Annotated in this window: 25 protein-coding genes and 1 tRNA gene; 1 reads left to right on the top strand and 25 read right to left on the bottom strand. The window is 44.1% G+C overall.

The window, feature by feature from the left end; genetic code table 11:
• Positions 1 to 538 precede the first annotated feature (538 nt).
• Positions 539 to 610: transfer RNA gene (locus D4T97_RS03605), tRNA-Arg, on the bottom strand.
• A 228-nt stretch (positions 611 to 838) separates the two neighbouring features.
• Here D4T97_RS03605 and clpP point away from each other — a divergent pair.
• On the top strand, positions 839 to 1,438 hold the full coding sequence (gene clpP / locus D4T97_RS03600; protein WP_126047706.1) for an ATP-dependent Clp endopeptidase proteolytic subunit ClpP: 600 nt from the start codon (positions 839 to 841) through the stop codon (positions 1,436 to 1,438).
• Positions 1,439 to 1,743: 305 nt separating this feature from the next.
• On the opposite strand, the gene D4T97_RS03595 is transcribed toward clpP, so the two are convergent.
• From D4T97_RS03595 to phoU, 24 genes are all read right to left on the bottom strand, one after another.
• Positions 1,744 to 2,001, bottom strand: a complete 258-nt coding sequence (locus D4T97_RS03595) for an HPr family phosphocarrier protein (protein ID WP_126047704.1) — start codon at positions 1,999 to 2,001, stop codon at positions 1,744 to 1,746.
• Positions 2,002 to 2,028: 27 nt separating this feature from the next.
• Positions 2,029 to 2,988 carry a DNA-binding protein WhiA gene (gene whiA / locus D4T97_RS03590; RefSeq protein ID WP_126047702.1) on the bottom strand — a complete coding sequence of 320 codons (960 nt, stop codon included), beginning with the start codon at positions 2,986 to 2,988 and terminating at the stop codon, positions 2,029 to 2,031.
• Between the two features lie 25 nt (positions 2,989 to 3,013).
• Entirely contained in the window at positions 3,014 to 3,997 is a 984-nt protein-coding gene (locus tag D4T97_RS03585; protein WP_126047700.1) for a gluconeogenesis factor YvcK family protein, read from the bottom strand.
• On the bottom strand, positions 3,994 to 4,887 hold the full coding sequence (gene rapZ / locus D4T97_RS03580; RefSeq protein WP_126047698.1) for an RNase adapter RapZ: 894 nt from the start codon (positions 4,885 to 4,887) through the stop codon (positions 3,994 to 3,996). Before rapZ ends, D4T97_RS03585 begins: the two co-directional genes overlap by 4 nt.
• Before the next feature lie 625 nt (positions 4,888 to 5,512).
• A complete protein-coding gene (gene trxB / locus D4T97_RS03575; RefSeq protein WP_126047696.1) occupies positions 5,513 to 6,475 on the bottom strand; it encodes a thioredoxin-disulfide reductase in 963 nt (320 codons plus the stop codon).
• Between the two features lie 151 nt (positions 6,476 to 6,626).
• A complete protein-coding gene (locus tag D4T97_RS03570; RefSeq protein WP_126047694.1) occupies positions 6,627 to 8,138 on the bottom strand; it encodes a tetratricopeptide repeat protein in 1,512 nt (503 codons plus the stop codon).
• 495 nt (positions 8,139 to 8,633) lie between these two features.
• Positions 8,634 to 9,161, bottom strand: coding sequence for an acyltransferase (locus D4T97_RS03565; protein ID WP_126047692.1), 528 nt, complete (start codon positions 9,159 to 9,161; stop codon positions 8,634 to 8,636).
• Positions 9,158 to 9,811, bottom strand: a complete 654-nt coding sequence (gene ppaX / locus D4T97_RS03560) for a pyrophosphatase PpaX (protein ID WP_235872137.1) — start codon at positions 9,809 to 9,811, stop codon at positions 9,158 to 9,160. Before ppaX ends, D4T97_RS03565 begins: the two co-directional genes overlap by 4 nt.
• Positions 9,811 to 10,752 (bottom strand): nucleoside recognition domain-containing protein, encoded by a 942-nt coding sequence (locus tag D4T97_RS03555; RefSeq protein ID WP_126047688.1) that lies wholly within the window; start codon positions 10,750 to 10,752, stop codon positions 9,811 to 9,813. Before D4T97_RS03555 ends, ppaX begins: the two co-directional genes overlap by 1 nt.
• Before the next feature lie 29 nt (positions 10,753 to 10,781).
• Positions 10,782 to 11,591 (bottom strand): prolipoprotein diacylglyceryl transferase, encoded by an 810-nt coding sequence (gene lgt / locus D4T97_RS03550; RefSeq protein ID WP_126047686.1) that lies wholly within the window; start codon positions 11,589 to 11,591, stop codon positions 10,782 to 10,784.
• A 37-nt stretch (positions 11,592 to 11,628) separates the two neighbouring features.
• Positions 11,629 to 12,564 carry an HPr(Ser) kinase/phosphatase gene (gene hprK / locus D4T97_RS03545; RefSeq protein ID WP_126047684.1) on the bottom strand — a complete coding sequence of 312 codons (936 nt, stop codon included), beginning with the start codon at positions 12,562 to 12,564 and terminating at the stop codon, positions 11,629 to 11,631.
• A gap of 290 nt (positions 12,565 to 12,854) precedes the next feature.
• A complete protein-coding gene (locus D4T97_RS03540; protein ID WP_126047682.1) occupies positions 12,855 to 13,211 on the bottom strand; it encodes a phage holin family protein in 357 nt (118 codons plus the stop codon).
• Between the two features lie 3 nt (positions 13,212 to 13,214).
• Complete coding sequence (locus D4T97_RS03535; RefSeq protein WP_164525455.1) at positions 13,215 to 14,396, bottom strand: DUF4097 family beta strand repeat-containing protein; 1,182 nt, start codon at positions 14,394 to 14,396, stop codon at positions 13,215 to 13,217.
• 75 nt (positions 14,397 to 14,471) lie between these two features.
• Positions 14,472 to 17,357: an excinuclease ABC subunit UvrA gene (uvrA, locus tag D4T97_RS03530; protein WP_126047678.1), complete on the bottom strand. Its 2,886-nt coding sequence runs from the start codon at positions 17,355 to 17,357 to the stop codon at positions 14,472 to 14,474.
• A gap of 7 nt (positions 17,358 to 17,364) precedes the next feature.
• Positions 17,365 to 19,341 (bottom strand): excinuclease ABC subunit UvrB, encoded by a 1,977-nt coding sequence (uvrB, locus tag D4T97_RS03525; protein ID WP_126047676.1) that lies wholly within the window; start codon positions 19,339 to 19,341, stop codon positions 17,365 to 17,367.
• 226 nt (positions 19,342 to 19,567) lie between these two features.
• Positions 19,568 to 19,810, bottom strand: coding sequence for a DUF2164 domain-containing protein (locus tag D4T97_RS03520; protein WP_126048071.1), 243 nt, complete (start codon positions 19,808 to 19,810; stop codon positions 19,568 to 19,570).
• A 19-nt stretch (positions 19,811 to 19,829) separates the two neighbouring features.
• A complete protein-coding gene (locus tag D4T97_RS03515; RefSeq protein WP_126047673.1) occupies positions 19,830 to 20,048 on the bottom strand; it encodes a hypothetical protein in 219 nt (72 codons plus the stop codon).
• Positions 20,038 to 20,556 carry an RNA polymerase sigma factor gene (locus tag D4T97_RS03510; protein ID WP_126047671.1) on the bottom strand — a complete coding sequence of 173 codons (519 nt, stop codon included), beginning with the start codon at positions 20,554 to 20,556 and terminating at the stop codon, positions 20,038 to 20,040. The genes D4T97_RS03515 and D4T97_RS03510 overlap by 11 nt, the downstream gene beginning before the upstream one ends.
• A complete protein-coding gene (locus tag D4T97_RS03505) occupies positions 20,543 to 20,917 on the bottom strand; it encodes a hypothetical protein (RefSeq protein ID WP_126048069.1) in 375 nt (124 codons plus the stop codon). The genes D4T97_RS03510 and D4T97_RS03505 overlap by 14 nt, the downstream gene beginning before the upstream one ends.
• 68 nt (positions 20,918 to 20,985) lie before the next feature.
• Entirely contained in the window at positions 20,986 to 21,648 is a 663-nt protein-coding gene (locus D4T97_RS03500; protein WP_126047669.1) for an HAD family hydrolase, read from the bottom strand.
• The gene (locus D4T97_RS03495) at positions 21,645 to 22,625 is read right to left on the bottom strand and encodes a DMT family transporter (RefSeq protein ID WP_126047668.1); all 981 of its coding nucleotides are present in this window, start codon (positions 22,623 to 22,625) and stop codon (positions 21,645 to 21,647) included. The genes D4T97_RS03500 and D4T97_RS03495 overlap by 4 nt, the downstream gene beginning before the upstream one ends.
• A gap of 375 nt (positions 22,626 to 23,000) precedes the next feature.
• Entirely contained in the window at positions 23,001 to 23,240 is a 240-nt protein-coding gene (locus tag D4T97_RS03490; RefSeq protein ID WP_126047666.1) for a CsbA family protein, read from the bottom strand.
• Positions 23,241 to 23,589: 349 nt separating this feature from the next.
• Complete coding sequence (locus tag D4T97_RS03480; protein WP_126048067.1) at positions 23,590 to 24,234, bottom strand: YfbR-like 5'-deoxynucleotidase; 645 nt, start codon at positions 24,232 to 24,234, stop codon at positions 23,590 to 23,592.
• A 101-nt stretch (positions 24,235 to 24,335) separates the two neighbouring features.
• Positions 24,336 to 24,995, bottom strand: coding sequence for a phosphate signaling complex protein PhoU (phoU, locus tag D4T97_RS03475; protein ID WP_126047662.1), 660 nt, complete (start codon positions 24,993 to 24,995; stop codon positions 24,336 to 24,338).
• Between the last annotated feature and the right edge of the window lie 11 nt (positions 24,996 to 25,006).

The raw sequence follows: 25,006 nt of genomic DNA, 5'->3' as shown, positions 1-25,006 counted from the left end.
TTAACAAGGGGTGGGTCTTTTTCCCTTTCTAAATATACCGTAGGACATACTTTAACATAGGTTATTTTAAAAAAATTTATTTGGCAGGGCTTTTTCGTGAAAGGTTAGAAAGGAAGGCATCCCTAATAGCTTAATCAAAACGGGAAGAGAATTCTATTGAATTAGCGAATCAAAATGGGGTGGTGTTTTTTAACCCATAAAGCGAGAGCAAGGTTATTAATAACAATAATGCAAACAAAATACTTGAACATATGTTTAAAAAGTTTAAAATAGAACCAATCACCATACTTGGATTTCCACACACGTCTCGAACCCTGCACGACTTATGACGCGAGTATTCTCGGCTATTTGATAAAGGAATTGCGTGAAGAAGATACAAGATCGCCATAAAAACATTCAAGAATATGAGAGTTGCGTAAATTTTGTATAAAAACGTTTCAAAACCTATCGTTTCCAATCAAATTCTTCAAAAAAAAAACACCCGAAACATTGATATAACAACATTTTCGAGTGTTTTATGAACATATTTACCTGGAAGCGCCCTCGGCAGGAATCGAACCCACATTTTAAGAACCGGAATCTTACGTGTTATCCGTTACACTACGAGGGCAATTTTTTATCGTACGATATATGATTATAAGCGATAAAAGTAAAGCTTGCAACCCTTATTTAGTTTAAATTATGTCCAGATGGTTAATATGATTTGTATGATATCTATATTGCACAAAGAGTCGAATCGTTTGACCTTTATTGACCATCAATGTATGATATCATTACATACAAAGTTTACCAAAGTGAAAAACGGCTGATACCAGCCACTTTAAAGAGGAGGAGAAAGATGAATTTAATTCCAACAGTTATTGAACAAACAAACCGTGGGGAACGAGCATACGACATTTATTCCAGACTATTGAAAGATCGGATTATCATGCTTGGAAGCGGGATAGACGATAATGTCGCGAACTCCATTGTCGCGCAGCTATTATTCCTTGAAGCGGAAAACCCTGAAAAAGATATTTCCATCTACATTAACAGCCCTGGCGGAAGCATCACAGCCGGAATGGCGATTTACGATACAATGCAGTTCATCAAGCCGAACGTACAGACAATCTGTATCGGAATGGCGGCTTCCATGGGTGCCTTCCTATTGGCAGCAGGCACAAAAGGCAAACGTTATGCCCTGCCAAACAGTGAGGTAATGATCCACCAGCCGCTTGGCGGTGCTCAAGGGCAGGCGACGGAAATTGAGATCGCAGCAAGACGTATTTTGTTCATGCGCGAAAAACTCAATAAAATCCTTGCTGAGCGTACTGGCCAGCCACTTGAAGTGATTGAGCGCGACACAGACCGCGATAACTTCATGACTGCGGAAAGAGCGAAAGAATACGGTTTGATTGACCACATCATCGATCGTAACGAAGGAATCACAAAAAAATAAGAGGTTAAAGAAAAGCGGAGACGCCTGGATTAGCCCCGACAAGCACAAGACGATCCCCGAGGAGGCAGTTTCTCAGCCACCACAGGGAAGCGGCTTGTGACCTCGAGGGGCTAGGCGTCGGAGGCAGGCTCAAGGCTAGCGACGTCCTGTCGCTTCGCCTGCACTAGCACATCCTGTGCGTCGCTGGACAATAGAAAAGCTTAAAGCGCCTACTTTGGCGCTTTTTCCTATTTTTCATAGTTAAAAGGGCTTCCCATAAAGTCGGTTAAAAGACTTTTTATAAGGGTAGCCCTTTTATCATTGAATCAGCGGTCATTTTCCACGAATTCCGCCAGCGTTTTAATCGCATCTTCTTCGTCTGGACCTTCAGCAATCAATTTGATGGCTGCTCCTGTACCAGCCGCCAGGCTCATTAATCCCATAATGCTTTTCGCATTTACTTTTTTGCCATCTTTTTCAATGAAAATATCTGATGAGAACCGGTTTGCTTCCTGAACAAATTGTGCTGCAGGCCGTGCTTGTAAACCTGATTTCAATCCTACTGTAACTTCTTTTTCTGCCAATGTACTTCCTCCTTCAAATCGGAAATCTTATTTTTTATTAATCAAAAGAGATGGATCGCCAGAGCGAAGTTTATCCGCAATTTCATCGATTTTTCGCAGGCGATGATTGATGCCTGATTTGCTGATTTGTCCAGTTGACACCATTTCACCCAACTCCTTGAGGGTAACATCTTGATGCGTCATCCTGAGCACTGCAATTTCCCTAAGTCTCTCCGGCAAGTGCTCAAGCCCGACTGTCTCCTGGATGTAGCGGATGTTTTCCACCTGTCTGAGGGCCGCGCCAATCGTCTTATTCAGGTTGGCTGTTTCACAATTGACAAGCCTATTGACCGAATTGCGCATATCTCTGACTATCCGTACATCTTCAAAGCGTAGCAGCGCATTATGAGCGCCAATGATATTCAAAAACTCGGTTATTTTTTCTGCCTCTTTCAAGTAGGTGATAAAACCGTTTTTTCTTTCGAGCGTTTTACTGTTTAACTCAAACTCGTTCATGAGTTCACATAATGCATCATTGTGCTCTTTATATAATGAAAAAATCTCAAGATGGTAAGATGATCTTTCGGGATTATTCACTGATCCACCAGCAAGGAAAGCTCCCCGCATATAGGATCTTTTGCAGCATTTATTATAAATGAGCGCGGGAGAAATTTCACGGATGGACATGAAATTGTCACCAAGAATCATTAAATCCTTCAGTATGTTTTCAGCATCTTCTCTCAGCCTGACAATATACACATTATTTTTCTTCAGACGCATCTTCTTCCGCACAAGCAATTCTACTTCAGCATCGTAGATCCTTTTTATTAAAGTATAAATCCTTCTTGCAATTGCTGCATTTTCAGTTTGGACATTCACAATCAATTCTTTATTGGAAAAAGACAGTGAGCCGTTCATTCTGATAAGCGCTGAAAGCTCCGCCTTTGAGCAGCAATCCTTTACAGGCAAATTCGTAAGTTCCTTTTTCGTTTCCGAGGCAAAAGACATTGTTGCTTCCTCCTTTTACCAACGTCTAAGTGCTGGCAACCCGGCTCAAATTACTGCCCAGCAATGAGTAGAGTATGTTTGCCACCGTTTCAGTGTCATGTCGAATATAACCTTTTTCAATGGTGACGATTTTGTCCTGGACAACCTCCATACCAAGGGCGATGAGTTGGTCAACATCGAAATAAACGGGAATAGCCATTTCTTTTTCATATCGATGCTGGAGATCGGGAGGAATCTCTTCGTTGTTTACAAGTATCGTATCGACAAATGAACAGTCCATGTGTTCATACAGGGCTTTTACATGCCTGCTGGCAGTGAATCCCGTTGTTTCTCCCGGCTGTGTCATCAAGTTGCAAATATATACTTTACGCGCCTTTGCGTTGCAGACTTCCTCACCTAAACCAGGAACGAGTAGATTGGGCAGAATGCTCGTATATAAGCTTCCGGGACCAATCACTATCATATCCGCCTCTCGGATGGACTGGATCGTTTCCGGCAATGGCTTTATTATTTCTGGCGTCAAAAATACCCTTTTAATTTCTTTTCTTAAGGAAGGAATTTTGGATTCTCCTGAAACAAAGCTGCCATCCGTCATTTCTGCATGAAGGACAACACTCTGGTTGGCCGCAGGAAGGACTTTCCCGTGGACGTTCAATACCCGGCTCATTTCTTTTACTGCCTGGACAAAATCACCGGTGATTGACGTAAGGGCAGCGATGATCAAGTTGCCCAATGAGTGGCCGGAAAGCTCGTTTGACGTATTAAAGCGATGCTGAAACATGTCGATGATCAGAGGCTCAGCTTCCGACAAAGCAGCTATGACATTCCGTATGTCTCCAGGCGGTGGAATTTCAAGCTCGGTCCGTAATCTTCCGGAACTTCCTCCGTCGTCGGCTACTGTTACAATCGCCGTGATATCGACAGGATACTTCTTAAGTCCCCTTAACAGAACTGGCAATCCGGTACCCCCGCCAATGACAACAATTTTAGGTACATATTGAGTCGTCATGTGGCTATTTCCTTTCTCTTATGAATATCACGGTGTGTAATCCTTGTATGATAATCTTTTTTAATATAATGGGCAATATATTCAGTCAGCGCTACAGACCTGTGCTGCCCGCCGGTACACCCGATGGCGATCACAAGCTGGCTTTTCCCTTCCCGTTTATAATGCGGCAGCATGAATGTCAACAGATCAGTCACCTTGGCAAGAAACTTCTGTGTATCGCTCCATTTGAGAACGTAGCTTGCCACCTCATCCTCCAGTCCCGTTTTCGGCCTCATATGATCGATATAATGGGGATTCGGCAAAAACCTTACATCAAATACAAGATCGGCATCAATGGGAATGCCGTGTTTAAAACCGAACGACATGACATTCACCATAAATACAGCCTGTTTATTAGCTGAAAACTCGGTAAGAATCTTTTCACGTAATTCTTTCGGCTTCATTTGGGAAGTATCATAAATATACTGCGCCCTCCCTTTCAGCTCCTCCAGCAAATCCCTCTCCTGCTTGATTCCTTCAAGTGGAAGGCCCAGCGGAGCAAGAGGATGGGATCGGCGCGTCTCCTTATATCTTCGGACAAGCGCTGCGTCATCAGCATCAAGGAACAGGATTTGCGGCGCAACCCAATTAGAATCTGACAAGTCATCAATAACACGAAGCAAGGTATCAAAAAACTCCCGGCCCCGCAAGTCCATTACAAGCGCAACCTTGTTCATCTTATTACCAGATTCCTTCATCAATTCCAGAAATTTGGGCATCAAAGCTGGCGGCAAGTTATCCACACAAAAGAAACCCAAATCCTCGAAACTATGAATGGCAACAGTTTTACCTGCTCCTGACATGCCTGTTATGATAACTAATTGAATATCCTCCATGGATACGTTATTCATGGACTTCACCCTCTCTCACTCTAAAAACAGGGATAATACATATGTATATGCGGAAACAGCTTGGCCGCTCCTCATTATTATGTGTAGTTTTAGAAATTAATTGTAAAAAATAGACGATGTTCTACATATTATACTATTTTCTTGACAAGAAGGACAGCGCCACGGGCAAGTTTCCATGGCTAAAATAATACAGTTCATTATTTGAACATAGGCCGTGCGGAACAGGAAATTCGCATTGCCATTTGATTTCAGATAAAGAATTCGATTTTCTCTCAATTATTTTGAAAATAGTATGTTAGATTTACCCTTAGGTACTGTAAATGCGAAAAAAATTTAGGCTTACATTGAAAATCATTAGTTACCGTAAAAGCGAAATTAACAGTTCTTCGGTAACTATGACGAGTTCTTAGTGCCCGATAAGGAGAAAAGAACAACACTTTGGTAACTTTAAAGACGCCTTTTTTATAGATAGGCTGGACCTCGCATCTTGTTATTGACACAAAAAAAGGCACAGGATAATTCCTGTGCGTCAAAAAGGGATATTGTATAAAAAGGGGGTCAATATCTCATCTATAAATATACACAAATTTCATTGCAACACTGTTACAAACAGATTAAATGGGCATTACGCTTCAGCTTGTTTTTTTGCAAGCTGTTCGTCTTTCAAACGTTCAATGTAAATTTGCGCGCTTTGGGCGGCAATACTTCCGTCTCCAGTAGCAGTGACAATTTGTCTTAATAATTTGTCACGCACATCTCCCGCAGCAAAAATACCTGGTACCCTTGTTGCCATGTTTTCATTTGTTTCGATATAGCCTTCTTCATTTGTGATGCCAAGATGGGCTACTGATTGAGTTAAAGGATCCATTCCTATATATACAAACATTCCGTCTGTCTTGAATTCTTTTTCGGAACCGTCTTTAGTTGAAACAAGTGTGAGTGAACCGACTTTTCCATCTTCCTCGTTTACTTGTTTTACCGTATGGCTCCAGATAAAGTCGATCTTGTCATTGGCAAAAGCGCGGTCCTGAAGGATTTTCTGAGCTCTAAGCTCATCACGGCGGTGAATGATTGTCACTTTTGAAGCAAAACGTGTCAAATAAGCGCCTTCCTCAACGGCTGAATCCCCGCCTCCGATGACAACAAGCTCTTTATCCTTAAAGAAAGCTCCATCACACACTGCACAGTATGAAACTCCGCGGCCAGTCAATTCTGCTTCCCCTGGAACACCGATTTTCCGATATTCGGCACCTGTGGTCACAATGACTGCGTACGCTTTGTATTCTTTGTTCCCAGCTTTTACAACTTTATATTCATCGCCGTCAACAATTTCTTTAATGTCGCCGTACGCATATTCAGCACCGAATTTTTTCGCATGCTCAAACATCTTCGTTGATAGATCAGGTCCCAAAATATGATCGAATCCTGGGTAGTTTTCCACATCTGCCGTATCCGCCATCTGGCCGCCCGGCACACCGCGTTCAATCATAAGCGTTGATAAGTTTGCACGGGATGTATAGACGGCGGCCGTCATTCCCGCCGGTCCCGCTCCTGCGATAATCACATCATAAATTTTATCTTCTGACATAGCTGCTACACTCCTTCGGATATTTAAAGGGTTATTGTTTCTCTTCGAAATTACGTCGAGAAAAGAACAGTTTTTACTTTATAATGTTTTTAATTAGTCCCTTAATCATATCGTATTAAAGTATTTGCTGTACGTCCAAACATATGCTCATTTAAAGATAAAGTTCTATTTTTGTAATATATTTCCGAAGTGTAGAAGGGGAAACCCCGTATTTTTTTGCCACTTCGCGCTGTGTGATGGCCTGCTGATTGTCAAGACTCCAGACATACTCTGCCGCAGCTGCAAAGGCTGCAGGATTTGCAAATTTACCGCCTGATTCAACAACTTTTTGAAAAACTTCAAACCACATCTTCAGAAGTTCAAAGACATCAGCGGGATGTCCATCGTATCTTTCATATAATTCAATTGCCGTTTCGTGAGCCTTATCAATCTTCATTCGTGCGTGGACACCCTGTCGTTTGTCCACTTTAAGAATTGTTGCCAAATAAAGCTTTTCCGGATAAGTGAACTCATCAATTGATTTAAAGGATGGATGAGTCAACAGCGCCGGCTGTCTATCAGATATCGAAATGAAAAAAATAGCACACAACCGCTCAGGTATATTATCACTTCTCAACAACTTCAAAAGGGCATGGTCCCCACCGCTTTTTTGATCAGCTTCTTCCTTTGATTCATTCCATGGCTCGGAGCCGGCCTTATCAGGTTCCAATAGGACAAGCTGATTCCAGGCGCTCTTTGCGGCTTTCTCATTCCCTGTAAAAAAGGCCGCCTTGGAAAGCCAGTAATAGAAACCTGAATTCCCCTCATATCCTGACTTTTGAAGCTGTCTTAACCAATAATAAGATTGTTCATATTTTTTTGTCAGTGCGAAGGTCGCACCCAGTTTATAGCGGTGTTCGGAATTTATCGGCTTTACTTTTTCTAAAGCTTTAATTAATTTTTCAAGATCCTCTGTCTGCTGCTCATAGTAATAAAACACAGCCAGATTGCAAAGGGCATGCAGGTTCCCTGGATTATTCGCTATTACTTTTTCTGTCATTGAGAAGGCTTTGCTCGTTTCCCCCTCATAAAAATAAGCCAATGCCAAATTGTTATGAGCAGGCCAAAAATCCGGATGTGCTTTTACAATATCCTCGAGCATTTCCACGGCCTCGGCATATTTTCCATCTTCAAGCAGGGCTCTTGACTCTTCCTGCATGTAAAGAAGCTCCTCTTGCTCTTTCAGCAATGAGATATTATCGTCATCGTTGATTCCAATCCACTCAATCAGTTCTTCCGCATCGACGGAAAACTCACCTACTTCATCCTTTTCAAGGTAAAGCCGGGCATAGCGGTATGCTTCCGTGTACAGACCCATATGAGCATAGTTATTCGCTAAAAAATAGTAGCACTCCGTCATCCGTTCATCGAGTTCTTTCAACGTCATTAACAGGAGCTCATTTGACTTTTCATAATCTCCTGTTTCAGTATGAACAAGCGCAAGCTGGCAGGCAATCATCGGTTCCAACGGTTCCAGTTCCAAAGCCCTCTGTAAATATTTTTTTGCATTTATAAAATCATAGCGATCATACGACTGGAGTCCTTTATGAAAATAGTAATCTCCTGTCGGTAAAAATGTATAGATTTTCGCCCGCTCTTTTCTCTTTTTCGAGTGTCTGGACATAGTTATTTCCTCCGTTGCAATCGTCCTTTGTCGCTTTTTGTAGTATAACATAAATTTGCCTGTTTAAATCGCCCAAAATGAAACTACCAGATTCATACGCAAAATGATGATCTAATAGAACGGATGTTTAATCATTTAACCATTAAAATCCTTATTAAACACAAGCGCTGTTATTTTATACCGTTGAATTACTCTGCTGCAGGACGCTTTTCGCGAGCTACCGGCGAGCCTTCCTGTCGCTTCAGTACTAGCCCAGCGCTTATACATTTGAGTGCAATTGCCGTTCTCCATGGTGGCTTTTCCTGAGGGTCTTACCGGGTTACGCTTATCCCTTTTGTGGCTGCGAACCCCCTGCCGTTGGGATCGTTTCGGCCTTGTAAAAAGGAAGAGTATTCCAGGCAAGGCGTCGCCCTTATGCTAAAAATCATAAGAAGTCGTTTAAAACAACAAAATAGTATAACGGGGGCTAAACAAAAAATAACCCTTCGAAAAGGGTTATTTTCTATATTCGGAATCTGCCTTCCGGCGTTCATCCATTTCTTCTTTTGTATATATGATTTTCATTGGATTGCCGCCGACAAACGAGCCGGCCGGAACATCTTTATGTACGAGGGTCCCAGCGGAGACGATCGCTTCGCTTCCAATTTCAACCCCGGGGAGAATGGTCGTGTTCGCACCAATCAATACATTATCGCCGATTTCAACTGGACCAAGCCTGTATTCCTCGATCAAGTACTCATGGGCAAGAATTGTAGTATTATAACCGATAATCGTGTTGTTTCCGACCGATATTTTTTCCGGAAACATGATATCCGGCATGACCATCAAGGCAAAGCAGGTTTTCTCCCCGACCGACATTTTCAAAAAGGAGCGGTACATCCAATTTTTCATGGCTAAAAAAGGGGTGTACCTGGCCGCCTGGATGACGATGAAATTCCGCATGACTTTCCAGAACGGGACGGTCTTGTATATATGCCACAGTGAGTTCGCTCCCTCTACCGGGAAGCGCACTGTCCTCCTCATCTCCTGCCCACTCCGACGATGTCGAGCAGATCGGACATCCTATCAAGCATATAATCCGGCTCATACTGTTTTAAAAAGTCGGCTCCCTTGATTGACCACGACACACCGCACGTATATGTACCGGCATTTTTTCCGCCTAAAATATCATGGTAATTATCGCCGATCATCATAGCTTCCTCAGGCTTGGAACCAAGTGCTGCGAGCGCTTTTTCTAGCGGCTCCGGATCAGGCTTCGCTTTCTCCACCTCGTCCAGCGTTACAATTACGTCAAAGAACTCGTCCAAGTTGGTAAGGGCCAGCCCTTGTAAAACAGTTTTCCGTATTTTCGTTGATACAATCGCCAGTTTAAAATCATTTTCATGAAGCGTCCGGATGGTCTCATAGACACCTTCAAACTCATGTACAAGCATGTCATGCTTTTCCGTGTTGAACCTACGGTAAATCTCTACCATTTCCTCCGCTTTTTCCGGATCCACACTCGCAAACGCATCAATCAAAGGTGGTCCAAGAAACGGAAGAACGTCCTCGCGCTTGAAGCGATCGGGGTAAAATTGGTCAAATGCATGCAAATAGGAGGTGATAATTAATTCATTCGTATCAAGCAGAGTTCCGTCCAGATCAAATAACAATGTATTTATTTCTTCAGTCACTATGCAACTTTCCCTTCTCTTCTTGCAGTATCCGTCTGTTTCCAAACGGAAGCAACAATCCATGTCAAAGCGATCGCTGTCACAAGTCTGATAATAAGCAGCGGCAGAACTGGGATTCCAAGCGGAATAAAGATCAGTGTGTCTTCGACAACCGCATGGCAGGCGACAAGAAAAATAAATGCCAGTGTCACATCTTTTTTGCTTACACCGTCTTCTTTTACTGCCTGAATCATGACCCCAGCGCCATAGGCCAATCCGAAAACAAGTCCTGAAGCCATAGTTGTCGATGTATTTTCCTTCATTCCAAGCATGCGGGTGAACGGCGCAACCCAGCGGGAAAAGACATCAAGCCATTTGTAGTCTTTTAACAGCTGAATCCCGACCATGAGAGGTATGACGATAATAGCCAGCTGGATCACACCGAGGGATGCCTTGTTCAAAGCGAGCATGGTGATGGCAGCAACGCCCGTCACGTGCTCATCCTGTACAGGAACCATTCCGTACTGGGCTATATCCTGGCCGCCGCTCCATACAAGATTTATTGTTATGGCCGAGATGACAGCCAAACCGAGTCGGACGACCAAAATGAGCCAAAACGGTACTCCCACCTTCATGGCGACGGACGATTCAATGAATAGGTTATGTGAAAAAGACATCATCACAGCAATGATGAAAACTTCTTTGACAGTTAACTCAAGGGACATGACCCCAGCAATGCCTGCGTACAAATTCAAGAAATTCCCGAGAACAAGCGGGATTGCAGCATCTCCCGATAATCCTAGCAATCCCATGACTGGCTCGATCAGCCGTATCACCCACGGCAAAATGGGCGTATGTTGCAGCAGAACGACAAATAAGGTTACCGGAAAAATCACTTTCCCGAGGGTCCATGTCGTTTTTAATCCGTTGATAGTTCCACGTTTCACCGACGTTTTATACACTTACCATTCTCCCCATTACAACGATATCTTCATTCATAATAGCCGGCTTTTGACAATCCTGCTTTCCTTCTATACACCCACAGGGCTATTGCAACGGCTATCAATACAAGGGAAATGACCTGCGCTATCCTTAAATTGCCTGTCAGCATCAAACTGTCCGTCCGCATTCCTTCAATGAAAAAACGGCCGATCGAGTAATAGATTACATACGACAGGAAAAGCTCTCCGCGGCGCAAATTCACTTTCCTTAACAAAATTAGTATCACAAACCCGATAATATTCCAGATTGATTCATACAGAAACGTTGGGTGATGATAAGCACCGTTTATATACATTTGGTCGATGATAAATTGAGGAAGATGCATGTTTTCGAGGAACGCACGGCTTACTTCTCCGCCGTATGCTTCCTGGTTCATAAAATTTCCCCAGCGGCCAATCGCCTGTCCGAGAATAATGCTCGGAGCAGCGATGTCTGCAATTTTCCAAAAGGAAATGCCTTTGAATCTGGAAAAAACGATTGCGGTCGCAACCGCTCCTATGAGTGCACCGTGAATCGCGATGCCGCCTTCCCAAATTTTTATCATATCTCCAGGGTTTTGAGAGTAATAGTCCCACTGAAAAATAACGTAATATATCCGAGCGCAAATGATCGATATAGGAATGGCCCAAATGAGCAAATCTGGAAAGGTTTCTTTATCCAGGTGATGTTTATTCCCTTCCCTCATTGCAATATATAATGCGAGAGCAATTCCCAAACCGATAATAATGCCGTACCAATGGACAGCAAAAGGGCCGATTTGTATGGCAATGGGGTTCAGCGGTTGAATATCCGGATCCATATACTTCAACTCCATCTATTTAGAATTTTCGCATCGGTCAGTCGAATTGTGCTTCTTCCTCCGTAATTACATCGGAAAGCCGATTAGCAAACTGTTCCGCCGCATTCATTCCCATTCTTTTCAAACGGAAATTCATCGCTGCCACTTCTATGATGACAGCAAGGTTCCGGCCGGGCCGTACGGGTATCGTCAACTTTGTAATTTCAGTATCAAAAATTTTGATTGTCTCTTCATCCAGACCGAGTCTATCATATTGCTTTTCTCCATCCCAGAATTCCAGGTGGATCGTCAGCGTGATTCTTTTATAGGGGCGGACAGCTCCTGCTCCAAACAGAGTCATTACGTTGATGATGCCCAAACCTCTAATTTCAAGCAGATGTTCGAGCAATTCCGGTGCAGTCCCCACAAGCCTGTCCATATCGACCTGCCGGATTTCTACGCAGTCATCCGCTACCAGCCTGTGCCCTCTTTCAATTAAGGCAAGCGCAGTTTCACTTTTTCCAACACCGCTTTGGCCGGTGATAAGGACGCCAACTCCATATATCTCTACAAGCACTCCATGAACAGCGGTCGTGGGCGCCAGTTTATTTTCCAAATAATAGGTAAGACGGCTTGAAAAACCTGTCGTCTTCATCCGTGTCCGCAATACAGGAACCGAATGAGTTTCAGATACTTCAATTAATTCTTCCGGCACATCCATTCCGCTCGTAATAATAATACACGGAGTCGAATCAGTGCATAGCTGCTCCAAGCGGAGTTTCCTTTCACCAGTCATGAGCATTTCTGTGAACTTTATCTCCGTCCGTCCTAATAGCTGGACACGCTCAGCCGGGTAATAATGAAAAAAGCCGGCCATCTCCAATCCGGGACGAGAAATATCACTTGTCGTAATTGGTCTGTGGATGCCTTCTTCCCCGCTGACCAGCTCCAGATCGAATTCCTTGATGATATCTTCCGTACGAACTTTTGCCATCGGAATCCCTCCCTAATACCGAACCTCTCGGTGCGAAATTCGCATTCTACATAAAAAAACCTCACCTTGTCTATTTTAGCACTTTCCGGCCAGTAAACTCCACCTTTCGAGAATATTTGTGTTTGAAAAACGTATTTGAGTGTGGAGGATGAATGGAGACTTTATAAGAAGGTTGGAGACTTTATAAGAAGGTTGGAGACTTTATAAGAAGGTTGGAGACTTTATAAGAAGGTTGGAGACTTTATAAGAAGGTTGGAGCAAATAACCCGGTCCAGCCAAGGCTGTCCGGGTTATTTGCTCCGATCAGAATCAAGAATTGTTTTTTGGATAATCATGTTGATTATCGCCATAATCACGGCAATCAAAGTTGTAAAACCGAACCCATCAATTTCGAATTTGCTTCCCATGATGGCGTCGGTCATCGAAAGAGTGATACCATTAATCACCAGCAGGAAAAGTCCGAGCGTCAGCAGCGTGATCGGCAATGTCAATAGGATGAGGAGCGGCCTCACCAGGATGTTCAAAATTGAAAGCACGAGGCTTGCCACGACTGCCGCTCCAAAACTAGAAACGTGAAACCCTTCAAAGTAACCGGCAAAGGCGATAAAAAGAACCGCGTTGATCAGGATTCCAATCAACCATCTCATGTTTTACTCTCCTTTTTGATTCGCTTTTCGAATAAACACAGAGCCGGTTTTCGTATCTGCCTCCAGATACATCGTATGGTCATCCGAACCGCTGCGCTTGAATTTCATTTGTTTTTGGATGACTTCCTTCTTTTCATGGAGCACATTGATGCCTTCCAGATCAAGTGTATAGCTTCCGAGATTAGATCGGACCTCCCCGTCAATGGTGGCTGAATCTGGAACATTTACATAGATGTTGCCTGTGACAGCTTTCGCTTCAACCATTTCGGTTCCGGAATGAGCCAATGTACAGGTGATGTTCCCATTAAAGGATTTCAAATCCGCTTTCCGTGAGAATCCTGTCACGTCGACTGCCCCGTTCACCGTTTCAGCCTCTACCTGATCGGTATTTAAATCAATCACTTTAATTTGACCATTCATCGTTTCCACATCAAGTTTCTTACCAGAAATCCCAGTCAGATCCACTTTCCCATTCGTCGTTTTCACAATTAGATGCTCACTTTCAAGCAACTCTCCTGTCATTTCGCCACTAAAAATACGAACGGTGATTTTTTTATAAATTTTTCTTGGGATATAAACTGTCGTCTCCACGCGCATCCATTTGGATTTCGTGGCAAAGCAAAGGAGCCCGTTATCCTGAGAGAAAACTGTATTATCAAGGAAATAGCTTCGCCCCTCATCACGGTCTTCCACCCGGTACACTTTAGCCTGGCATTCAACCCGGACCTCCTGTTGATCCCATGCGATGACCCGGACAGGACCGTTCGCAATATCAATATCAATTCTCTCAATTTGTTCGTCCGCCTGCTGGAACACATGAGGAACTTCGACAGACTGTGTAATCTGCCAGTCTAAATCCTTAATTTTGCGGAGTGCTGTGTTGACAAAATCAAAAATCCGCTCGCCTGCCTGTTCTATTTGAGTGTAGAAAGTGTCATCTCCGGAATCGGATTCCTTCGATTTGCTTTGCTGCCATGATGTATCACCAGTGGATCCCGTGGTCGATTCAGCCTTTGATTCGGCCTTTGAAGCAGTATCCGTAGATTGTTTCTCCAGACTGGCAGGTTTTGCATCAGCAGCATCTCCACCGCCGTCTTCCAACGCATCAAGCAAAATGATCGCTTCTTGTGCCGACAGCTTTCCTTCTTGCACCATTTCAAGTATTCGTTTTCGATCCTGGTTCATGGTCAATCCTCCTATTTTTTCATCTGTCATGTAATACGAGATGAACGGGAAAATGTTTCACTTTCGGAAAAAAAATTACTTGGCAATGGCTTTTTCTTTCTTTTCTTGAACGGTAATTAATCGTTTCATGCGGGCTCTGTCCCGTTCTAAAATAGGTTTCAAATATTGTCCAGTGTATGATTCCGGGCATTCCGCCACTTTTTCAGGGGTACCCGTTACAACAATGGTTCCGCCTTTATTGCCGCCTTCGGGTCCAAGATCGACAATATAATCAGTTGTCTTGATTACATCCAGATTATGTTCAATGACAAGAACGGTATTTCCATTGTCGACTAGCCGCTGCAAAACATTTAACAGTCGCGCAATGTCATCTGCATGAAGCCCGGTTGTCGGCTCATCCAAAATATAGATTGAGCGGCCGTTGGACCGTCTGTGCAGCTCGGATGCCAGCTTCACCCGCTGCGCCTCACCGCCAGATAGAGTTGTCGCCGGCTGCCCCAGTTTCATGTATCCTAGCCCGACATCTGCGATTGTCTGCAGCTTCCGTTTAATTTTCGGGATGTTTTCGAAAAACTCCAAGCCATCCTCAATCGTCATGGCCAATACATCTGCAATATTTTTACCTTTATATTTTACTTCCAGCGTTTCCCGATTATACCTTTTGCCGTGGCATACCTCGCAAGGAACGTACACATCCGGCAGGAAGTGCATCTCAATTTTGATGATCCCGTCTCCGCGGCACGCTTCGCATCTTCCGCCTTTGACATTAAAGCTAAAGCGGCCCTTTTTATATCCACGGACCTTTGCTTCATTGGTGGAAGCAAACACATCGCGGATATCATCAAATACACCGGTATATGTGGCTGGGTTGGAACGTGGCGTCCGGCCAATCGGCGACTGGTCGATATCAATCACTTTTTCCAAATGGTCCAATCCCTTTATTTCCTTGTGGGCGCCGGGTTTCGCTTTGGCCCTATGCAATTTCATAGCAAGTGATTTGTGTAAAATTTCATTAACCAGCGTACTTTTTCCGGAACCGGATACGCCTGTCACTGCAATGAACATCCCGAGCGGGATTTTCACATTCACATTTTTAAGATTGTTTTCCTTGGCACCTTTGATTTCAATGAGTCGGCCATCGGATTCCCGGCGCTCCAGCGGCAGCGGGATGAACTTATCTCCTGACAAGTACTGTCCTGTCAGCGAATCCGGTTGTTTCATGACTTCCTCTGGTGTACCGCATGCTACCACTTCTCCGCCGTGCACCCCGGCACCAGGACCGATGTCTATCAAATAGTCGGCCGCAAGGATTGTATCCTCGTCATGTTCCACAACAATAAGCGTATTGCCGATGTCACGCATATTTTTCATCGTATCAATCAGGCGGTCGTTATCCCGCTGGTGAAGTCCGATGGATGGCTCGTCAAGCACATATAAAACCCCTGTCAGACGTGAACCGATCTGCGTGGCAAGCCTGATCCGCTGCGCTTCTCCTCCGGAAAGCGTCCCCGCTGCGCGGCTCAATGTCAGATAATCAAGCCCCACATTGACAAGGAAGCTCAGCCTCTCATCAATTTCTTTTAAAATCATGTGCGCGATCTGCATTTCCTTATCAGACAGTTGAATAGTCTGGAAAAAGTTCGCAGCATCCTGGATGGACAGTTCAGTTACTTGCCCGATATGTTTGTTTTCGACTTTGACTGCGAGGGTTTCTTCTTTCAGTCTATATCCATTACAACGCGGGCAATCTTGCTCAGCCATGTATTTTTCCATCTGTTCTCTTATATAATCGGAGCTAGTTTCATGATAGCGGCGCTCTATGTTTCGAAGGACGCCTTCAAAGCGGATCTTGCTTTCCCTTACCTGGCCGAAATCATTTTTGTAACGGAAACGGATAAGCTCCACACCCGAACCGTGTAATATTTTATTTACCTGCTCTTTCGGTAACTCTTTTACAGGAACATCCATGTTTATGCCATAATGCGCGCAGACTGTTTTTAAAAGCTGCGGATAATACTGAGAACTTACCGGAATCCAGGGAGCGATCGCCCCTTCGTTCAATGTCAAGGAATCGTCAGGAATGACAAGGTCCTTATCCACTTCCAGCTTCGATCCAAGACCGTCACATTCCTGGCATGCACCGAATGGGCTGTTGAATGAAAACATCCTCGGTTCCAGCTTTTCGATGGAAAAGCCGCACTCTGGGCACGCATGATGCTCACTGAACAACAATTCCTCTTCCCCAATTACATCGATCATGACCTTTCCTTCGCCAAGACCTAGAGCTGTTTCGAGTGAGTCGGCCAAACGGGTTTCTATATCCTCTTTAATGACAATCCTGTCGACAACTACCTCGATGGAATGCTTTTTGTTTTTTTCCAGTTGAATGTCTTCCCCAAGATCAAAAATTTCGCCGTCCACCCGGACCCGAACGAATCCCTGCTTCTTAATATCTTCCAACACCTTGACGTGTGCGCCTTTTCTTCCAGATATGACGGGGGCAAGGACTTGCAGCCTTGTTCTTTCCGGATAATCCATGATCCGGTCAACCATTTGCTCCACCGTCTGCGAAGAAATTTCAATTCCATGGACAGGACAGATCGGTCTGCCTACCCTGGCAAACAACAGACGGAGGTAATCATATATTTCTGTCACCGTCCCGACAGTCGAACGAGGGTTTCTGCTTGTCGTTTTCTGGTCGATTGAAATCGCCGGCGACAACCCTTCAATTGCATCAACATCCGGTTTATCCATCTGGCCTAAAAATTGCCTGGCGTAGGCCGACAGTGACTCTACATAACGCCGCTGTCCCTCTGCATAAATCGTATCGAACGCCAAGGAAGACTTCCCGGATCCGGAAAGTCCCGTTACTACAACGAGTTGATCCCTTGGTATCGTTACATCGATATCTTTTAAATTATGAGCACGTGCACCTTTAACAATAATTTTTTCTAGTGCCATCGTTGTTTCATCCTTCCGCTTTCAATTCCAATATTGCGTCGCGAAGCTGGGCCGCGCGTTCGAAATCAAGCGCTTTTGCCGCTTCTTTCATTTCCATTTCCATTGAAGTGATCAGCTTGTCTTTTTCCTTTTTCGTTAATTTTTTCGTATTTTCATAAACGTATTCTTCTGCATCCTCTGCTGCCATCGTAGCACGGATCACATCGCGGACATCCTTTTGGATCGTTGTCGGCGTAATGCCATGCTTCGCGTTATATTCTTCCTGGATGGAGCGTCTCCGTTTCGTTTCCGAAATTGCCTTTTTCATGGAGTCGGTCATTTTATCGGCATACATGATCACATGCCCGTTTGAATTCCGCGCTGCCCTCCCAATCGTCTGAATGAGCGAACGCTCGGAACGCAAGAAACCCTCTTTATCCGCATCAAGGATGGCCACCAGAGACACCTCAGGTATATCCAGTCCTTCCCTAAGAAGGTTAATCCCTACGAGGACATCATATTTTCCGAGTCTCAAATCTCGAATAATTTCGATCCGTTCCAGGGTTTTGACTTCAGAATGTAAATACTGAACCTTTACCCCAACATCCTTTAAATAATCCGTTAAATCCTCAGACATTTTTTTCGTCAGCGTCGTAACGAGGACGCGCTCATTCTTTTCGATCCTGTCATTAATTTCCCCAAGCAGGTCATCAATCTGCCCTTCGATAGGGCGGACATCGATGTTCGGGTCGAGCAGTCCTGTCGGACGGATGATCTGCTCGATCATTTCCGGTGTTTTCTCCAATTCATACGGTCCTGGCGTGGCAGATACAAACACGATATGCTTAATATGTTTCTCGAACTCTTCGAACATGAGCGGACGGTTATCAAGCGCGGACGGCAGGCGGAAGCCGTGGTCGACTAACACCTGCTTCCGGGCCTGGTCCCCGTTGTACATTCCGCGGATTTGTGGGAGCGTCACATGGGACTCATCTACGATAATTTGAAAATCGTCAGGAAAATAGTCCATTAACGTGAAAGGTGTTGCTCCCGGCGGCCTCAAGGTCAAGTGGCGGGAATAGTTTTCAATCCCGGAACAAAAGCCCATTTCCCGCATCATTTCCAAGTCGTAGCGCGTTCTCTGCTCGAGCCGCTGGGCTTCCAGTAATTTTTCCTCGGCACGAAGGACAGCCAGCCGCTCTTCCAATTCCATTTCGATATTTTTGATGGCAATCCTTAATTTCTCTTCACCTGTCACGTAGTGGGAGGCAGGGAAAATGGCCGCATGTTCACGGTCGCCGGCAATCTCTCCGGTCAACGCGTCCACTACACGGATCCGGTCGATTTCATCTCCGAAAAATTCAACCCGGATACATTGCTCTTCACGGGCAATTGGGAAAATCTCGACAACATCTCCGCGGACGCGGAACGTTCCATTCGTAAATTCGATGTCGTTTCGTGCATATTGCAGATCGACAAGCCTTCGCAAAAGCTGGTTCCGCTCAATTTCCATCCCTGTCCTAAGCGACAGGACATGATCCCTGTATTCCTCCGGCGAACCGAGGCCGTATATGCAGGAAACACTTGCAATGATGATGACGTCGTTCCGTTCAAACAAAGCGGATGTCGCTGAGTGCCTCAGTCTATTGATTTCATCATTCACACTGGAATCTTTTTCAATGAACGTATCAGTCTGCGGAACATATGCCTCCGGCTGATAATAGTCATAAAAACTGACAAAATACTCAACGGCATTGTTCGGAAAAAAGTCTTTGAATTCGCTGTATAACTGCCCTGCAAGCGTCTTGTTGTGCGCGATGACAAGCGTTGGTTTGTTCACTTCTTTGATCATATTTGAAACAGTGAAAGTCTTGCCTGTGCCTGTCGCTCCCAATAGCGTTTGATACTTCTTGCCTGATTGGAATCCTTCGACCAAATGCTCGATCGCCTTTGGCTGGTCACCAGCTGGCTTATATTTTGATTCTAGTTCAAACTGGTTTTTCACACCGGCATCCTCCCGTTTTTTTCGATCTATCTATAATTTCTGCAGCATTTTTACTAATAATAGTCATACAGTCATTTTACCACAATCGGCCCTTTCATAACCATAAATATGCGAACGTATTTTCGATTACATAAAAAAGGAAAAACCGGCTGCAAATGAATTACAACCGGTTTTTCAGGGGTCTGACCCCCGGCGCGTTAAAATGATAAAGGGAGACCCCTTACCGCTAGTCCGCTAGTCTTTTTTCCAACGCATATAAATCTTCTTCCAGCAGCTGCATCCTTTGTTCCGCCACTTCTCTGGCGTCACGGATGCCCTCGTTGTAAAAAACGGGTCCAAGCCTGTCTTTTATAAACTCAAAACAAATCTCGGCAGCAAATTCCCCGATTTCCTCGCCGCGCTCTTTCAGAAAAAACTCTTGGATTTCTTGAATCATTTGTCTTTTTTTCTCCAGAGAAAGCTTTGACATTAACATATTTTGTCTCCTTCTATAAAAATATGAGCGGGATGGCGGAGATGATTGAAATCAAACCTGGCAGAAACAATGTAATTATCATTTTTCTTTCAGTCAATTCAAATTCCGGAAGGCGGACCGAATCGAACAGCCAGTTTGCCGCTCTGTCCACCCGCGATTTACGCATGGGAAAATCAGGCATATCCACATCAAATTCATCCAGTTTATCAAAAAGCTTTTTTTCATCTTTCATCCCCGTCCACCTCCAATTCTTCCTTCAACTGTTTTAACGCATGGTACAGCCTTGACTTGACCGTCCCCAGAGGAACCCCTAATATTTCCGCCGCTTCCTTTTGCGTCAAATCATGGTAATAAGTGAGAAGGACAACAGCCCTTTGTACTTCCGGCAATTGTTGTACAGCTTTTTGGACGGACAGCTTCTCATCCATCGAAAGGTCAGTTGTACTGTCAGGTGCTACGAATGGCAGCAATGACCAGAACTTTTTCCTTCTCTTCAGTTTCGTAACCATCGTATTGTACGCAATTTGAAAAAGATAAGTTTTAAACCTGCCTTTTTCAGGAGAGTATTGATGATGTTTAAGCAATTTTTCAAACGTATCTTGGACCACATCAATACTCAACTGCTGGTCTCCACTATATCTGAAGACGAACTTGTACAGCGGTTCCCGATATAGTTCATACAGCGTTTCAATTGTTTCCGAAGACCCGCCATCTAAACGTATTTCTCTATTTAAACTCATCTGGCCACCGCGCTTTTATTCCTTTGAACACATAAATCAGTTTTGTGATCAGCCAAATGAAAGTGATCAAACTAAACACAAACGTCTGATGGATGAAGAACTGTATGAGGGGGCTGTTGATATTATCTCCTCGTAACAGAAAAATCAGCAGCCCCGTAATATTAAGAAAAGTATAGATTGCAGCAACCAATATAATCGTATCCCAACGTGTCCAGTAAAAATAGAAATCTGTTTTAGTAAAATCAATCTTCCCCCATTTATCCCGGACAACTTTCCTGTTCATCGGTGCAACAATCGCAACGGATATCGAGCCCAGCACTCCAGCTACAATACTACTGATCACCCAGCCTGTCACCGGCATATATGACACTTCCCTTCCTGTCTCTTCGTTAAGTAATACAAACGGCAAGGCAAAAAGGTTCATTAAAATTAAATAATTTTTTCGCCGGAGACAGAAATGGTCTGAATCAGTTCTTCCAACGGCATATCAGCCATTGAATCCAAACGCAATCGATGACCCTCGAAGTTTAACTTACATGTCACTTGATTCGGCACAACAACAACATTAAGGCCTGCAGCCAGCGCCGCCGTTAAACCGTTTTTCGAATCTTCGAAGGCTAGCGTCTCTTCAGGACCAGCCTTCAAATCTTTGATGGCTGCTAAATATAATTCGGGATCAGGTTTGATATTGGCCACGTCATCAGAGGTTTTTATGACTTCAAAATAACCTTTTATGCCGAATCGATCTAAAAAGCTTTCCACCCAAATCCTATTAGAGCTCGATGCCAGCCCAATTTTAAGGCCGAGCTTTTGTGCTGTGCTTAAATATTCCAAAACCCCATCTCTCAGTTTTAAATCTTGTAATTGTTCGGTGTATATTGCCTCGGCTTCTTTTATGACGGACTCTTTTGTAAAAGTAATCTTCTTTTTCAAACGGTCAAATAATACATCATCGGACGTACCGATACAAAGTCCAAACTCATCTATAGTCAATTCATAGTCATAACCCCTAAAAACGTGGCGAAATGCTTCATACCAAACTGACTCAGTATCAACAATTAATCCATCAAAATCAAAAACTATTGCTCTCATCTCTTTATCTCCCCAATTTTTTTAGTGACGCTTTCCACTTCCTTTGCACGGGAAACATAACTGTGCAAAACCATTCCGGCCACAACAAGTAGCATGCCGATCAAGGAAGCAGGAGCAGGCAGTGGGGCACTCAGAACAACAATTTCTCCCAATAATGCATACGGAACCGCAAGTGACTGCGTTGCCTCGACTGCAGCCAGTTTGCCCATATCATCTTTAACGAGATCCGTCGCCTGAAAAAATAAAACAGTTGCAATAACCCCTGAAGAAACTGCCACAAGCAGGGATTGAAGCGTCTGCTCCATCGTGGGCGGAGCAGCAGTCGCCAGTTCCCAAACAACTAGAATTAACCAAAACGGCATGCTGGCAAGTGTCATGCCCAAAACTCGCTGATACGTATCAAGCCTCCCGCCGCATACCTCCATCATCTTCCGGTTTCCAAGCGGATATGCAAATGATGCAAACAAAATCGGGATAACGCAGAACAAAACATTTTGCAGCGAGAGCTGGTTCATATGTTCCATTTGCATCATGGCAACCCCAACCAAAATGATCAGCGACATGGACAGCCCTTTAAATGGAATTTTCCCCCTGACTGCAATCGAGCCGGATGATGTCTGGACTGTTTCATAAAAAAATGGCACAAGCAATGACCCTGATATGATCGTTATTTGCCAAGTGCCGGCGATGAGCCAGCCTGGCCCATATCCTGCAGCGAATGTGAGCGGTGCGTAGAACAGGCCAAACCCCACCGTACTCCAGAGAAGCCATTGACCGGGGCGTGCCTTCATCTCTTGAAAAAGCGGGCGAAGATTACCCCTGAAAAATACAATAATCAGTAAAAAAGGAATCATGAATATATAACGCAGTGAGGCACTCCAAATCCAGCTGCCCCCTGATAAATCCATGGCCCGGTTAAAAATGAAGGTGAAAGCGAAAAAGAATGCTGCCACCACACCTAACAAAATCGGCCTCATGGGGCCACCTCCTCTTGCTTCCTTCGAAATCCGAAATACTAATATAATATTATACAATGGCGGACATGGCTTTTAACATATATTTTTTAAAAAATAAAAAAATGTAACTTCCGGCCTCCCCCTAAGGCCGAGTCCGTAAAATTCGCGAAAAATTTGAGATTGAGCAGCTAACAGTGGATTTGTAAGTTCAAGACTGTTCGTGCAATTAGTCATGGATTTCGTCCAAACCCTAGCACAGATCGTACGTACAATTTACTATCATAATCGAGGCATCAGCCACTAGATCCGCTCATCCAGACATTCAAGAGTACAGATCATAACACGACTCCATTTCATCAAAAAAAGACACTTCATCTCCCGGCAACTCCTGCCAGGTCATGAAGTGTCTTTTTTTCTCCTTCTTTCCTTCATTTGATTTACGATAAACAAGCCTATAGTGAGTGAAGCCGCTTCAATGATGATCAGCCACCATTTGTGCAGATATCCGTTATATGCAGATACGATGATCAAGGCGACAACCAATATGAAAGAAACCAGCCGGCTATACGTCACTCGTACGAAAAAAACCATCATTAGGGCCGGTAAGAATATAGCGGAAAATACTTTATCTATCATGACAATCCCCCATGAGAAAACTGAAAGCCTTATCTATATAGATTGAATTTTATTATTTACTTTGAGGCACGGCCCGCCAATGTTGATGTGGACCCTTAATCTTGCCCGATGTTCTTCGGCCAAAGGTACCCGCTTTTAACAAAGACAGCATTTTTCCGGCATGTTCTTCGGCAAAGATACCCGCTTTTAAACGAAGATGTTGCCCGTTTTTTCCATTTTTCCGCTGCCACGGGGGTAAAATGCCGAAACCGCTAAAGGTGATGCCATGTCTCATGGTAACCATAGTAAAACTTTAATTCAATTTATATATAAGTCTTTCCGAAAACACCGAAAAGTGCAAGCCCCTTTTTTATCGCTTCTTGCTTTCTTCAATCATTTTTTCCGTGATAACCGTCAATTCGCTTTGTTCGATAAAACGCTCGCGGAGCATTTCGGGCAGGATTTCATCCAAGAAGTATTGGACGCATGTCATATCTTTGAACAGAAGGATCGTGCTTAACGCCTCTTCGTAAATTTCCATGAATAGCGGCTCCGGATTTTCCTTTTGGATTTCCCCGAACGATTCATACAGCAGATCGACTTTATCGGCCACTGCCAGGATCCGCCCTTCCAGCGTATCGTCTTTCCCTTCCTTAAAACGGCCCAAATAAATTTTCTGGAATTCAGGCGGGAACTCCTTTTCCACGAACTTCCTTGTCATTTCTTCCTCCACTTCATTGAATAGGCGCTTCAATTCTTTAGAGGCATATTTAACCGGCGTTTTTATATCTCCGGTAAAAAGTTCTGCATAATCGTGATTCAGCGCTTTTTCATATAGAAGCCGCCAATCGACCTCCTGTCCATCCAGCTCCTCGACCGTGCCAAGAAACTGTGCGATCTTCGTCACCTTGAACGAATGGCTTGCCACCGAATGCTCTTGAAATTTAAATTTTCCTGGGCAACGGTTGATTTTCTCCAAATCCGACAAACTTTTAAAATAATGATGAATCCCCAACTGCATCACCTGCTGCTTTCTTATTTCGAAAGATTGTATCATGAAGTACTTCGGTTTTAAAATTAAAAGGACCTTTTCCATTGGAAAAAGTCCTTGACTGGTTATTGATTCAACTCAACTTTCCGACCTGAATCCATATACACAATCCACTCACAAATATTTGTTACATAGTCGCCGATCCGTTCCAAATACTGTGCAGTTAGCAGTAGGTGTGTCGCTTGGTTCACCAATGACTGATCCTGAGTCATCAATCCAACCAGATCAGTAAAAATCTCCTTATAAAGAGCATCCACTTGATCATCACGGGTCGCAATGATTTTCGCTTCAGCTCTATCCATCTTGATGTAGGCGTCCAATGCGTCACGTACCATTTCCTGAACCAACTTGCCCATTTTCGGGATATCGATGAGCGGCTTGGCGTATGTCTCTCCCTGTAATCTTACAGTCGTTTTGGCAATACTCACCGCATGGTCCGCTATCCGTTCAAGGTCTGTCGAGACCTTCAGCGTAGTTGCGATTCTCCGAAGGTCGCTCCCTACCGGCTGCTGCAGAGCGATCAGCATAAAGCATTTTTTTTCAATTTCCATTTCTACATCATTGATTTCCCTGTCGCCGTCGATCACATCTTGAGCAAGCCTCACATCTTTATCGACCAGTGCCTTCACTGCTTGGTGAACGGACTCTTCCACCATCATTCCCATTCTAAGCAATTGATGGTGCAAGCTCTGCAATTGTTCATCAAATTGATTTCTGACTGCCATCTGACTGCCTC

This window comes from Siminovitchia acidinfaciens, from assembly GCF_003605385.1.
In the GTDB taxonomy this organism is placed as follows: Bacteria; Bacillota; Bacilli; order Bacillales; family Bacillaceae_C; genus Siminovitchia; species Siminovitchia acidinfaciens.
The sequence above is the reverse complement of the archived record's forward strand: the minus strand, read 5'-3'. Positions and strand labels throughout refer to the sequence as shown.